Genomic DNA, 12,083 nt, shown 5'->3' with positions numbered 1-12,083 from the left:
CGTCCGCCGTCAATCGGCCGAATGCCTGAGCGCGGCAGCCGCCGCAACGGGTCCGATCACCGCGAAGAACAGGGTTATCGCCACTAATATCATGAAAGGCGGCAAAAAGGGGGCGGGATCTTCGACCGCAGCGTAAGTCGCGCTGACGCCGAAGATCAGCACCGGTATCGCGAGCGGCAGCACCAGGATCGAGACGAGCAGGCCACCGCGCGGCAGCGCCACGGCAACCGCTGCGCCGACGGCGCCGATAAAGGTGATCGCCGGCGTTCCCGCAAGAAGGGTGAGCATGGTCGCGCCGATGGCAAGCTCGTTCATGTTCATGAAGAGGCCGAGAAAGGGGGAGGCTACCACCAGCGGCAGGCCGGTGGCGGCCCAATGGGCGGCGCATTTGACGAAGACCGTGAGGACGAGCGGTGTCTCCTGCATCAGCAGGAGATCGAGCGAGCCGTCCTCGCGCTCCGCTTGGAAGAGCCGATCGAGCCCCAGGAGCGAGGCAAGCAGCGCGCCGATCCAGAGGATGGCCGGGCCGATGCGCGCGAGCAGATTGAGGTCCGGCCCGACGCCGAAAGGAATGACGGCGACGACCGTCATGAAGAAGAGCACGCCGATCATGGCGCCGCCGCCGGCGCGCACCGAAAGCTTCAGGTCCCGGAAGAAGAGGGCGATCAATGCGCGAACCCCTTCATCTGCAATGTTTTCGGCTGGGCGATCCCTAGCGGCTGGTGGGTGGCGGCAATGACGATGCCGCCGTGATCGAGATGGGCGGCGACCAGCCCGGCAAAGAGCCGGTCGGCGCTGACATCTAGCGCCGCCGTCGGCTCGTCGAGAAGCCAGATCGGCCGGTAGGCGACCAGCAGCTTCGCCATTGCCATGCGCCGCTGCTGGCCGGCCGAAAGATAGCCGAAGGGCAGTTGGGCGATACCGGCGAGGCCGACGGCCTCTGCGGCGGCTGAGAGGTCGATGCCGGAGCCGCCCGGCGAGTCGGCCAAAAAGCGCTGCCAGAAGGAAAGATTTTCTTCGACCGTCAGCTCCCGCTTCATCGCGTTGCGATGGCCGAGGTAGTGGCTGAGCTCGTGCGGATGGGCAAAGCCGGAAGGTCCGTTCTCGATCGAGAGCCGGCCCGATTCGGCTCTGAGAAGACCCGCCAGAACGCGCAGAAGGGTCGTCTTTCCCGAGCCGTTCGGACCCGTCACCACGAGGGCCTCGCCGGCCGCAAGCGAAAAGGAAATATCGTTGAAAATCAGGTCCTCGCCTCGCCGCGCACTCAAACCTTCAGCCAGCAGGCGCATGAATTTTCAGCTTCCCTTCAGGTGTCTTTTCGCAGAGCAAAAAAAGTTCCGATTGGACCTTGGTTGGTCTGGCACGATTTCAAGAAATTATCTATAACGCGCCCAACACGCCAGCGGTCGGCGTGAATTTCATCCTTGCGCCGAACATGGAATGACATTCCACGTACGGACAGCGGAAATGGCCGCACCCGCATCCCATTTCGCGCCTCACAGGCGCTCGGGCGTTCGTACGTCAGTTTTTGGCGATCAGACGGAACGGGGTATCCAGTGTCCAAATCCCTAGACAGCTTCAATTGTCGCTCCACGCTCACGGTCGATGGCGTGGACTATGTCTATTATAGCCTCCCGAAGGCGGAAGCGAACGGCCTCGCCGGCATCTCGAAGCTTCCCTATTCGATGAAGGTTCTGCTGGAGAACCTGCTGCGCAATGAAGATGGACGCTCGGTCACCAAGAAGGATATCGAAAACGTCGCCGCCTGGCTCAGCGACAAGGGCACGGCCGAAAACGAAATCGCCTACCGTCCGGCGCGCGTGTTGATGCAGGACTTCACCGGCGTTCCGGCCGTCGTCGACCTCGCGGCGATGCGCGACGCCATGGTTTCGCTCGGCGGAGATCCGGAAAAGATCAACCCGCTCGTTCCCGTCGATCTCGTCATCGACCACTCGGTGATCGTCGACGAATTCGGCACGCCGACCGCCTTTGCCCGCAACGTCGAACTCGAATACCAGCGCAACGGCGAGCGCTATCGCTTCCTGAAATGGGGCCAGCAAGCCTTCAAGAACTTCCGCGTCGTGCCGCCCGGCACCGGTATCTGTCATCAGGTCAACCTCGAATATCTCGGCCAGGCGGTCTGGACCCGTGAAGAAGACGGCGAGATCACCGCCTATCCGGACACCTGCGTCGGCACCGACAGCCACACGACGATGATCAACGGTCTCGGCGTCCTCGGTTGGGGCGTGGGCGGCATCGAAGCGGAAGCGGCGATGCTCGGCCAGCCGGTCTCGATGCTCCTGCCGGAAGTCATCGGCTTCAAGCTCACCGGCAAGCTCAAGGAAGGCGTGACCGCGACCGACCTCGTGCTCACCGTCGTGCAGATGCTGCGCAAGAAGGGCGTCGTCTCGAAATTCGTCGAATTCTTCGGCCCCGGCCTCGACAATATGACGCTCGCCGACCGCGCGACGATCGGCAATATGGGCCCGGAATACGGCGCCACCTGCGGCTTCTTCCCCGTCGATGCCGAAACGATCAACTATCTCACCATGTCCGGCCGTGAAGAGAGCCGCATTGCGCTGGTCGAGGCCTATTCCAAGGCTCAAGGGATGTGGCGCGAAGGCGACGGTTCCGAGCTCGTCTTCACCGACACGCTGCAACTCGACCTCGGCGACGTCGTGCCGTCGATGGCCGGTCCGAAGCGCCCCGAGGGCCGCATCGCGCTCGAGAACATCGCTTCCGGCTTCGCGGCCGCGCTCGACAACGACTACAAGAAGCCGGGCCAGCTTGCGAACCGCTATGCCGTCGAAGGCACGGATTTCGATATTGGCCATGGCGACGTCGCGATCGCGGCGATCACCTCCTGCACCAACACCTCTAACCCCTCGGTGCTGATCGCGGCCGGCCTGCTCGCCCGCAACGCCGTCGCCAAGGGGCTGAAGACGAAGCCCTGGGTGAAGACCTCGCTGGCTCCCGGATCGCAGGTCGTCGCCGAATACCTGGCGAAGTCCGGCCTGCAGACCGATCTCGACAAGCTGGGCTTCAACCTCGTCGGTTTCGGCTGCACGACCTGCATCGGCAACTCCGGCCCGCTGCCGACGGAGATCTCGAAGACGATCAACGACAAGGGCCTGATCGTCGCCGGCGTCCTCTCCGGGAACCGCAACTTCGAAGGCCGCATCTCGCCGGACGTGCAGGCCAACTACCTCGCCTCGCCGCCGCTCGTCGTCGCCCATGCGCTCGCCGGTTCCGTCCAGAAGGACCTCACCAAGGAACCGATCGGCGAAGATCAGAACGGTCAGCCGGTCTATTTGAAGGACATCTGGCCGACCTCGCAGGAGATCCAGGACTTCATCTTCAAATACGTCACCCGTGAGCTCTACGCGACGAAGTATGCGGACGTCTTCAAGGGCGACGCCAACTGGCAGGCGGTTCAGGTGCCGGCCGGCCAGACCTACGCCTGGGACGAGGCCTCCACCTATGTCCAGAACCCGCCCTATTTCGTCGGCATGGGCAAGAAGGGCACCGGCATTTCCGACATCAAGAACGCCCGCGTTCTCGGCCTCTTCGGCGACAAGATCACCACCGACCATATTTCCCCGGCCGGCTCGATCAAGGCGGCCTCGCCGGCAGGCAGCTACCTGCTCGAACACGGCGTCACCGTCGCCGACTTCAACCAGTACGGCACGCGTCGCGGCAACCATGAGGTGATGATGCGCGGCACCTTCGCCAATATCCGCATCCGCAACCACATGCTCGGCCCGAACGGCAAGGAAGGCGGCTACACGATCCACTATCCTTCCAAGGAAGAGATGTCGATTTACGACGCGGCCATGATGTACAAGGAAGAGGGCGTTCCGCTCGTCATCTTCGCCGGCGTCGAATACGGCAACGGGTCCTCGCGCGACTGGGCCGCCAAGGGCACCAACCTGCTCGGCGTGAAGGCCGTGATCGCCCAGTCCTTCGAGCGTATTCATCGCTCGAACCTCGTCGGCATGGGCGTGATCCCCTTTGTCTTCGAGCAAGGCATGACCTGGGAGTCGCTGGGTCTCAAGGGTGACGAGGTGGTGACGATCGAGAACCTCACCAATGTTCAACCGCGCGAGAAGCGCGTGGCCAAGATCACCTATGGCGACGGCTCGGTGAAGGAGGTTCCGCTCATCTGCCGCATCGATACGCTGGACGAAGTCACCTACGTCAACAATGGCGGCATCCTGCAGACGGTTCTGCGCGATCTCGCCGCCTGATCGACGATTGAGCAAGAAAGAAGCCGGGGCGTCCACGATGCCCCGGCTTTTTTGATGCCTCGCGGATGCAGACGGGGCAAGCGAAACACGATTTTTCCGCAGGCGCGCACCGCCTCTCCCTCGCATGACGCTTGCCTTCCCCAGGGCTTCAGACGGTCACTCCAACGTGACTTTGCGTTGAAGGGCGGCCGTCGTATGTAGTGAACTCTCGCTCGGCAAGCCGCCCGCCCAACGGAAACGAACAGTGACGCCATGACATCCGCCCGCAAGCCAATGATCCGACGTCTCGCCCTGACTGTCGGGATCTTTGGTGCAATCTGCGGCTCGGCCATGGCGGATGACGGCAAGACGCTCAAGGGTGTCGTCGAACTCTTCACCAGCCAGGGCTGTTCCTCCTGCCCGCCTGCGGATGCGGCGCTGAAGCAGCTCATCGACGAGGGCGACGTCGTCGCGCTCGCCTACCATGTCGACTACTGGAACTATCTCGGCTGGGCGGACACGCTCGCTTCCAAGGAGAACACCGAGCGGCAATATGCCTATGCGCGCATGCTCGGCCGCTACGGCGTCTATACGCCGCAGGTGATCCTCAACGGACGCGATCATGCGAACGGCTCGGACCTGCAGGCGATCAGGAACCGGATTGCGGGGATGAGCGCCAAGGGCAAGGGGCTCTCCGTACCGGTCGACGCCTCGATCGGCGGCGATGAAATCTCGATCAAGATCGGCGCCGGGCAGGGCCGGGCGAATGTCGTCGTCGTCTATTTCGACCGCGCCAGGGTGGTGAAGGTCGAGAAAGGCGAGAACAGCGGCAAAGAGATCGCCTATTGGCATGCAGTGCGCGACATACAGACGATCGGCATGTGGGAGGGTAAGCCCGCCCAATTCACGCTCCCGGCCTCGGTGTTGATTGAGGGGCAGGGCAATAGTGGTTGCGCAGTATTGCTGCAATCGATGAAGGACAAGGAAACGCCCGGAGCCATCATCGGAGCCGCGACGCTTCTCGCGGGGCCGCAGGGCAAGCTTTAAGCGACGAGGAAAGCGCGCGGCTTTCGACCTCTCACCGGTGCCTGTGTGTAATTGGAAGCGGGGGGTGGTTCGGCCCGGCAGCATCGAGGGGCTGGGGCTGAGGGTTCGAAGTTACCGGACCGAACCGGCCATGCTTGCGTTCGTAACCTCCCGCAGCATGACGCCTGTCCGGACATACGGTGGCAACGACTCTGTCCGGCAGCGGACGGAGTGTTGCGGCGAATTGGGGCGGCGATTTGACTGAATTGCGGCAGCGGCAAAAATTGCTGGTATTCGTCAACAGCTTCCGACTTGCTTTTCGGTTCGTGTGAGGCACACTGTCGTAGTCCTGTCACATCAGAAGGCCGAATTGCCGATGACCGATCAACCGGATTTGCCGCGAGGCGAAGCGCGTCACCACGGTCAGACCACTTCGGAAGTGGTCGTCGATCTTCACGAATACAAGCAAGCCAAAAATCCACCACCCGTTACGTTCCACCGCCGCGAGCTTGACCAGATTCTCAGGCTCTACGGCCGTATGGTCGGCGAGGGCGAGTGGCGCGATTATGCGATCGACCATATGAAGGATCGGGCCGTGTTCTCGGTGTTCAAGCGCTCCGGCGAAGTGCCCCTCTACCGGATCGAGAAGAACCCGAAGCTTGCCGCCAGACAAGGTGCCTACAGTGTGCTGAACGCGCATGGCACCATACTGAAACGCGGCCATGAGCTCGCCCAGGTGCTCAAGGTCTTCGATAAGGTGCTGAAGCTGGTAGAGACCTGAGGCAACAATCTGCTTTGGAATTGCCCCTCATCCGCCTGCCGGCACCTTCTGCGGGGTAATTCCAATTAGCTGGAATCAGTTCAGCCCCTGTAAAGCGTATCCGGATAGACGCCCTCGACGGGATCCGTTTCCGCCCCCTCGCCGAGCGGACGCTGCATGATGGCCGTGTCCAGCCAGCGGCCATGCTTGAAGCCGGTCGCCTTCATCAGCCCCTGATACTCGAATCCGAGTGCGCGGTGGAGCGCGATCGAAGAGGGATGTGCACCGCCGATCACCGCCACCATCTGGCGGAAGCCGAGCGCGGTGCAACGCCGGATCAGCTCCTCGAGCAGCGCCCTGCCCATGCCTTTGCCGCGCGCTTCCGGCGCGAGATAAATGGAATCCTCCACGAGAAACCGATAGGCGGTCCGGGTGCGGAATGCGGAAGCATAGGCATAACCGAGGACCGCACCTCTCTCGTCCACGGCCACGATATAGGGATAGCCGTTGCCGGTGACGGTGGAGAAGCGCAGTGCCATCTCGGCCTCGGAAGGCGGCGTCACCTCGTAAGTCGCGACACCGTTCAGGACGGACTCGCGATAGATCTCGGTGATGGCGGGAAGATCGGCGGCGACGGCGTCGCGGAGGGTAAAAGTCATGGAGTTCTTCGTGTTTTCGCTTCGACCGGCAAGGTCCTCATTCTCGTCATCTCGTTACATGCCGAGCCGGATCGATCAAGATCGAATCGAAGCAACAAAAAAGGCGGCCGGAGCCGCCTTTTTCGTCATTCCGTCCGCACTACTCGTTCTTGTTGCCAAGGAACTGCAGCAGGAACATGAACAGGTTGATGAAGTCGAGGTAGAGCGTCAGCGCGCCCATGATGGCCTTGCGGCCGGCGACCAGGGCGTCGTCGCCTTCATAGTACATTTCCTTGAGCTTCTGCGTGTCGTAGGCGGTCAGGCCGGCGAAGATGAGAACGCCGATGGCCGAGATCGCGAAGCCAAGCGCCGAAGAGGCAAGGAAGATGTTGACGATCGAAGCGATGATCAGGCCGAAGAGGCCCATGATCAGGAACGAGCCAAAGCCCGAAAGATCCTTCTTGGTCGTGTAGCCGTAAAGCGAAAGGGCGCCGAACGAGGCGGCCGTCACGAAGAATGTTTGCACGATGCTCTGGCCGGTGAAGACCAGGAAGATCGAGGAGAGCGACAGGCCCATCAGCGCTGCGTAGACCCAGAACGTCGTCTGCGCCGCGGAAACGCTCATGGAATTGATGCGGAAGCTCATGAAGAACACCAGCGCGAGCGGAGCCAGCATCACGACCCATTTTAGGGGCGAAACGTAGATAAGCTGGGCGAATGCCGGATTAGAGGCGGCAAGCGCATAGGTTCCGTAAGCTGCCACGCCGGTGATCGCCAGGCCGAGAGCCATCAGATTGTAGACCTTCAGCATGTAAGCGCGAAGGCCTTCGTCGATCACGGCACCCGCCTGAGCGCCGGCGGGCGACATTCGGGTTTGGTAGTTTCTCAGATCAGCCATTGTTTCCTCATATAAGCCCCGGTTGAAGTGACGGTGTCGGGCGGCGAACGTTTCGTTCCTCCAGCGCCCAGGCGCCGCTGCGGGGCTCCAGCATGCCTGTGGACAAATATGATGCCGAACGCTGCCATGCACAAGACCCGACGCCCTCGGAATCGGCGAAAGCCCGGGGCGGAGCGATAAAACAACGGTGATTTACGGTTAATCGCGCTCGGCCCGCGCCGTCAGCGGTTAAGCAACGGATAAGTAACGTGCTGAAGCGCGTCGCGGTTGATGCGGGCGCGGTCTCTCAAGTTACGAGAAAAGCATCGATGAAAGCTTGCGCCGGGCGGCGACCGTCGCAGGGTCCTTCGGACCCCACACCTCGAAGAACGACAGGAGCTCGCGTCGGGCGATGTCGTCTTCGAAGCTGCGATCGCGCTTCATGATCATCAGGAGATGGTCGGCGGCGGCTGCCCTGTCGCCTTCGACATTGCGGATCTTGGCGAGCTTCAGCCTTGCGGCATGGTCGTCCGGATTGAGCGCGAGCTGGTGCTCGAGCGCGGCCGGATCGCCGAGCTTGCGGGCCTCCTCGATCTGGTCGAGCTTCTTCGAAACGGCGCTGATAGCCGCCTCCTTGGCGAGTGCCTCGGGGAGGCCCGAAAGCGCCTGGCGCGCCTCGGCAAGTTCACCGAGCGCGATCATGCATTCGACCATGCCCGCAATCGCAGCCGCATTTTCTGGTTCGGCCTGCAGGACGGCGCCGTAAAGGCCGGCGGCATTCTGCGCGTCGCCTGCATCGAGCAGCGCCTTCGCATCGGCAAGCACGGCCTCGATCTCCGCCTTGCCGCCGTCGACGGCCGGGCCGGCGATGCGGTCGATGAATTGCTTGACCTGGCTCTCGGGCACTGCGCCCATGAAGCCGTCGACCGGACGGCCGCCGACGAAGGCAATGACGGCCGGGATCGACTGGATGCCGAGCTGGCCCGCAATCGAAGGATGGTCGTCGATGTTCATCTTGACGAGCTTCACGCGGCCGGCGGCCTCGCGTACGACCTTTTCGATCACCGGAGTCAATTGCTTGCAGGGGCCGCACCAGGGGGCCCAGAAATCGACCAGCACCGGCTGCTGGCGCGATGCCTCGAGCACGTCTCGGGTAAAGGTGGCGGTGGTCGTCTCCTTGATCAGGTCACTCGGGCCGCCCGCGGTCTTCGCCGCCGGCTCGCCTCCGAAGGAGGCCGACGCCGTCATCTGACTGCCGAAGGAACCTTGATAGGGATTGTCGCTACCGCTCATTCTTCTCTCCTCGCGGACTTGCCGTCCGACTGCATCATTCGCGCCAAAGATCGTATGTCAGGCCGTCACTTTCAAGACAAGCGGCGCGTGCCCGGTCGCCTCCATGAAGCGCAGCATGTCCTTCGACGCGATCGAAGTCGTCTGGTCGTTCGATAGCGGATGGCAGTTGATCGTGTCGAACTGCATCAGCGCCTCATCGAGAATGATCTTCACCTTGCCCTCGATGTCGTTGATCGCGCCGAAGGCGGTGACGGCACCAGGGATCACCCCCAGATATTCCATCAGCTTTTCAGGCTTGCCGAAGGAGACCTTCCCCGCGGCGCCGATGGTCTGATGGACCGTCTTCAGGTCCACCGTCGCATTCTCCTCGACGGTCAGAAGGAAATAATTGTCCTTTTTGTCCTTCACGAACAGGTTTTTTGTATGTCCGCCGGGGATCTCGTCGCGCAGCGCCACCGATTCGGCGACGGTAAAGACCGGCGCATGCCGCTTTGTCTTATGTTCGATCCCGAGCTCGTCGAGAAAGCGGAACAGGTCCTCCGCGGTCTTCGGCTGTGCCTCGCTCATGCTGGATCCTTTCTGCCATCCGAATTTTTGCTTGCTTTACGGGCAAGCGGCCGGTTGTGCAATCTCAAGGGCGGCGATTCCCATGCGCTGGAGCGGCATCGGAGCGGGACGCTAACCCTTTGTCCTCATGCCAATGGGAGCCCGGCATTTGCAGGCTTTCGGCGCGCAGCTGAAAAAATTCTTCGCATCCGCGTCATTTCCCTGTTGCATTTGAAAAATGCTTAGGCCATATAGCGCCCGTCGCCGCGACACGGGGCGGCACCCACGGTCCACCGACTACCCCGGGCCTGGGGCTGATGAGCGGGTGTAGCTCAGGGGTAGAGCACAACCTTGCCAAGGTTGGGGTCGAGGGTTCGAATCCCTTCGCCCGCTCCAGTTTTCTCAAAAATCAAAGCTTTAGCGACAACGCAGTGTCGTGCTTCTGGTCTTCCTGGAGATAAAGGCTGCGCTGGCGCAGCTTGGACCTCCTCGGATCCGGTCGCCGGCATCCCGCGCATACGTGCCCCGTCGGCTACGCTGAACCGTCAACTCTTCATGAAAACATAGTCCGTTTCCTGCCGGAGCGTTTCCCCCGGCCTCAGCACTGCCTTCGGGAAACCTTCGTGGTTCACCGCATCGGGCCAGATCTGGGTTTCGAGGCAGAAGCCGGCGAAGGGGCCATAGCGGCGGCCCTCGAGGCCGGCGGCGGGCACGTTGAGCTTGCTGCCGGTATAGAGCTGCACGCCCGGCTCGGTCGTCAGTACTTCGAGCGAGACCCCGGAATTGATGCTGCGCACCAGCGCCACCGAACGCTTCGGCACACGATCCGGAGACAGGCAGAAGTTGTGGTCATAGGTGACCTTGTCGCCTTCGAGTTGCCGCCGCATGGGCGTCATTTCCGTCAGGTCGAAGGCGGTACCTTCGACGGGGCGGATTTCGCCGGTCGGAATCAGCCGCTCGTCCGTCGGCAGATAATAGTCGGCGGCGATCATGATATCGTGGCCGAAGGCATCGGGGTCGCCGTCGAGATTGAAGTAGCTGTGCTGGCAGACATTGGCCAGCGTCGGCGCGTCGGTTGCCGATTCGTAAACGACGTTCAATATGCCGCCGGGCTTCAGCGCATAGGTGCAGGTGACCGTGCAATTGCCGGGATAGCCGGCGCGGCCGTCGGGATCCGTGATCCGGAGCGAGATGCTGTCGTCGGTCCGGCCGACGATCGTCCAGTTGCGCTTGGCGATGTTGTCGCTGCCGCCGTGCAGATGCGTGACGCCGTTCTCGTTGAGTTCGAGCTGATAGGCCTTGCCGTCGAGCATGAAGCGCCCGCCGCCGATGCGATTGGCGTTGCGGCCGGGTGTCGCGCCGAAATAGGAGGAGTAGGCGGGATAGTTCTCGAAATTCTCGAAGCCAAGCACCAGCGGGGCTGCATGGCCTTCAAGCCGCAAATCCTGAATGACCGAGCCCCAAGTGATCACCTTGGCCGTCAGGCCGCCGCCCCTGAGCGTCACGCGATGGACCGGCTCGCCCGAAGGCAGGTGGCCGAAGATTTCCGTGTCGGTGCTCATTCGTCTCTCCTCTCGCGGGGCTGCAGCGCGTCCCGCGTCAGAACGTCGTGGAATCGGCGGACAACCTGCGTCATTTCCCACCGCGCGGCAATCCGAAAGTCATGCTTTTCTGCCGCGCGGTGCCTTGGGTCAGGACGATCCAGAGCGCCCCATCCCGGCTGTCGCACCTGTTCCAGCAAGCGGGCGAAAGGCTCAGCGCTCCCCCGTGCCGATTTTCTCCAGCTCGTAAGGGGTGGTCTGGTAGATCTCGTTGATCCAGTTGCCGAAGAAGAGGTGCGCGTGACTGCGCCAGCGGTTCAGTGGTGGCAGCGTCGCATCGTTGTGCGGGAAGTAGTCGTGCGGCAGCTTGATCGGCACGCCAGCATCCACGTCGCGGAAATATTCGTCCGACAGCGACGTCGAGTCATATTCCACGTGGTTGAACATGTAGAGCCGGTTGCCCTTCTTCTCGTGCACCAGACAGACGCCCATCTCCTTCGATTCCATCAGAATCTCCAGCGCCGGCACCCGATCGATATCGGCGCGGCGCACCTCGGTCCAGCGGGAGACGGGAACGGCGAAATCGTCGGAAAAGCCATTCAGATAGACCGAAGAGGGCTTGAGGTTCTGGTGGCGGTAGACGCCGAAGGCCTTTTCCTTCAGCGGATATTTCGGAATGCCGTGGAAATGATAGATTGCCGCCATCGCGCCCCAGCAGACATTCATCGTCGAATGCACGTTCGTCTCCGTCCAGTCGAAGACGCGCTTCAACTCCTCCCAATAGGTGACCTCTTCGTAGTCGAGCGTCTCGACCGGGGCACCAGTGATGATGAAGCCGTCGAACTTGCGGCCCTTCACTTCCTCCCAGGTCTCATAAAAGGCGAGCAGATGCTCCTCGGGCGTGTTCTTGGGCCGGTGGCCGTTGACGCGGACCAGGGTCAGCTCCACTTGCAACGGCGTGGCGCCGATCAGCCGGGCCATCTGGATTTCGGTCTTGATCTTGTTCGGCATGAGGTTCAAGAGCCCGATCTGAAGCGGGCGGATATCCTGACGGATTGCCACGGTCTCGGTCATCACCCGCACACCCTCGTCGACGAGCGTTTCGAAGGCGGGCAGCGTATCGGGAATCTTGATGGGCATGGGTCCACTCGATCAAATACAAAAAAACCGGCGGCG

Annotated in this window: 11 protein-coding genes and 1 tRNA gene; 4 read left to right on the top strand and 8 right to left on the bottom strand. The window is 61.9% G+C overall.

Annotated features, from left to right (window positions below):
- Positions 1 to 9: 9 nt before the first annotated feature.
- Entirely contained in the window at positions 10 to 669 is a 660-nt protein-coding gene (ccmB, locus tag M728_RS15320) for a heme exporter protein CcmB (protein ID WP_026620138.1), read from the bottom strand.
- The gene (ccmA, locus tag M728_RS15315) at positions 666 to 1,289 is read right to left on the bottom strand and encodes a heme ABC exporter ATP-binding protein CcmA (RefSeq protein WP_026620137.1); all 624 of its coding nucleotides are present in this window, start codon (positions 1,287 to 1,289) and stop codon (positions 666 to 668) included. The genes ccmB and ccmA overlap by 4 nt, the downstream gene beginning before the upstream one ends.
- A 267-nt stretch (positions 1,290 to 1,556) precedes the next feature.
- On the opposite strand from ccmA, the gene acnA reads away from it, so the two are divergent.
- The 3 genes from acnA (at position 1,557) to M728_RS15300 (ending at position 6,033) form a co-directional block, all read left to right on the top strand.
- The gene (gene acnA, locus M728_RS15310) at positions 1,557 to 4,247 is read left to right on the top strand and encodes an aconitate hydratase AcnA (RefSeq protein ID WP_026620136.1); all 2,691 of its coding nucleotides are present in this window, start codon (positions 1,557 to 1,559) and stop codon (positions 4,245 to 4,247) included.
- Between the two features lie 252 nt (positions 4,248 to 4,499).
- The gene (locus M728_RS15305) at positions 4,500 to 5,273 is read left to right on the top strand and encodes a thioredoxin family protein (protein ID WP_026620135.1); all 774 of its coding nucleotides are present in this window, start codon (positions 4,500 to 4,502) and stop codon (positions 5,271 to 5,273) included.
- Between the two features lie 355 nt (positions 5,274 to 5,628).
- Positions 5,629 to 6,033, top strand: coding sequence for a DUF2794 domain-containing protein (locus M728_RS15300; RefSeq protein ID WP_034883354.1), 405 nt, complete (start codon positions 5,629 to 5,631; stop codon positions 6,031 to 6,033).
- 80 nt (positions 6,034 to 6,113) lie between these two features.
- Here the strand turns inward: M728_RS15300 and M728_RS15295 are convergent, their stop codons facing one another.
- The 4 genes from M728_RS15295 to M728_RS15280 form a co-directional block, all read right to left on the bottom strand.
- Positions 6,114 to 6,671, bottom strand: a complete 558-nt coding sequence (locus M728_RS15295) for a GNAT family N-acetyltransferase (protein ID WP_026620133.1) — start codon at positions 6,669 to 6,671, stop codon at positions 6,114 to 6,116.
- A gap of 139 nt (positions 6,672 to 6,810) precedes the next feature.
- Complete coding sequence (locus M728_RS15290) at positions 6,811 to 7,548, bottom strand: Bax inhibitor-1/YccA family protein (protein ID WP_026620132.1); 738 nt, start codon at positions 7,546 to 7,548, stop codon at positions 6,811 to 6,813.
- Positions 7,549 to 7,839: 291 nt separating this feature from the next.
- A complete protein-coding gene (gene trxA / locus M728_RS15285; RefSeq protein WP_026620131.1) occupies positions 7,840 to 8,820 on the bottom strand; it encodes a thioredoxin in 981 nt (326 codons plus the stop codon).
- Between the two features lie 57 nt (positions 8,821 to 8,877).
- On the bottom strand, positions 8,878 to 9,387 hold the full coding sequence (locus tag M728_RS15280; protein WP_026620130.1) for a prolyl-tRNA synthetase associated domain-containing protein: 510 nt from the start codon (positions 9,385 to 9,387) through the stop codon (positions 8,878 to 8,880).
- A 300-nt stretch (positions 9,388 to 9,687) separates the two neighbouring features.
- On the opposite strand from M728_RS15280, the gene M728_RS15275 reads away from it, so the two are divergent.
- A tRNA-Gly gene (locus tag M728_RS15275) sits at positions 9,688 to 9,762 on the top strand.
- A gap of 149 nt (positions 9,763 to 9,911) precedes the next feature.
- Here the strand turns inward: M728_RS15275 and M728_RS15270 are convergent.
- Positions 9,912 to 10,928 (bottom strand): aldose epimerase family protein, encoded by a 1,017-nt coding sequence (locus tag M728_RS15270; RefSeq protein WP_026620129.1) that lies wholly within the window; start codon positions 10,926 to 10,928, stop codon positions 9,912 to 9,914.
- Between the two features lie 192 nt (positions 10,929 to 11,120).
- Positions 11,121 to 12,047, bottom strand: coding sequence for a homoserine O-succinyltransferase (metA, locus tag M728_RS15265; protein ID WP_026620128.1), 927 nt, complete (start codon positions 12,045 to 12,047; stop codon positions 11,121 to 11,123).
- Positions 12,048 to 12,083 lie beyond the last annotated feature (36 nt).

The organism is Ensifer sp. WSM1721 (genome assembly GCF_000513895.2).
Lineage (GTDB): Bacteria > Pseudomonadota > Alphaproteobacteria > Rhizobiales > Rhizobiaceae > Sinorhizobium.
This window is presented reverse-complemented; position numbering and strand designations above follow the sequence as displayed.

What these genes read in the sequence shown, in the direction of transcription:
- ccmA (WP_026620137.1), bottom strand. Translation starts at nt 1,289, where the DNA reads ATGCGCCTGCTGGCTGAAGGTTTGAGTGCGCGGCGAGGCGAGGACCTG.
- M728_RS15305 (WP_026620135.1), top strand. Translation starts at nt 4,500, where the DNA reads ATGACATCCGCCCGCAAGCCAATGATCCGACGTCTCGCCCTGACTGTC.
- M728_RS15300 (WP_034883354.1), top strand. Translation starts at nt 5,629, where the DNA reads ATGACCGATCAACCGGATTTGCCGCGAGGCGAAGCGCGTCACCACGGT.
- M728_RS15295 (WP_026620133.1), bottom strand. Translation starts at nt 6,671, where the DNA reads ATGACTTTTACCCTCCGCGACGCCGTCGCCGCCGATCTTCCCGCCATC.
- M728_RS15290 (WP_026620132.1), bottom strand. Translation starts at nt 7,548, where the DNA reads ATGGCTGATCTGAGAAACTACCAAACCCGAATGTCGCCCGCCGGCGCT.
- trxA (WP_026620131.1), bottom strand. Translation starts at nt 8,820, where the DNA reads ATGAGCGGTAGCGACAATCCCTATCAAGGTTCCTTCGGCAGTCAGATG.
- M728_RS15280 (WP_026620130.1), bottom strand. Translation starts at nt 9,387, where the DNA reads ATGAGCGAGGCACAGCCGAAGACCGCGGAGGACCTGTTCCGCTTTCTC.
- M728_RS15270 (WP_026620129.1), bottom strand. Translation starts at nt 10,928, where the DNA reads ATGAGCACCGACACGGAAATCTTCGGCCACCTGCCTTCGGGCGAGCCG.
- metA (WP_026620128.1), bottom strand. Translation starts at nt 12,047, where the DNA reads ATGCCCATCAAGATTCCCGATACGCTGCCCGCCTTCGAAACGCTCGTC.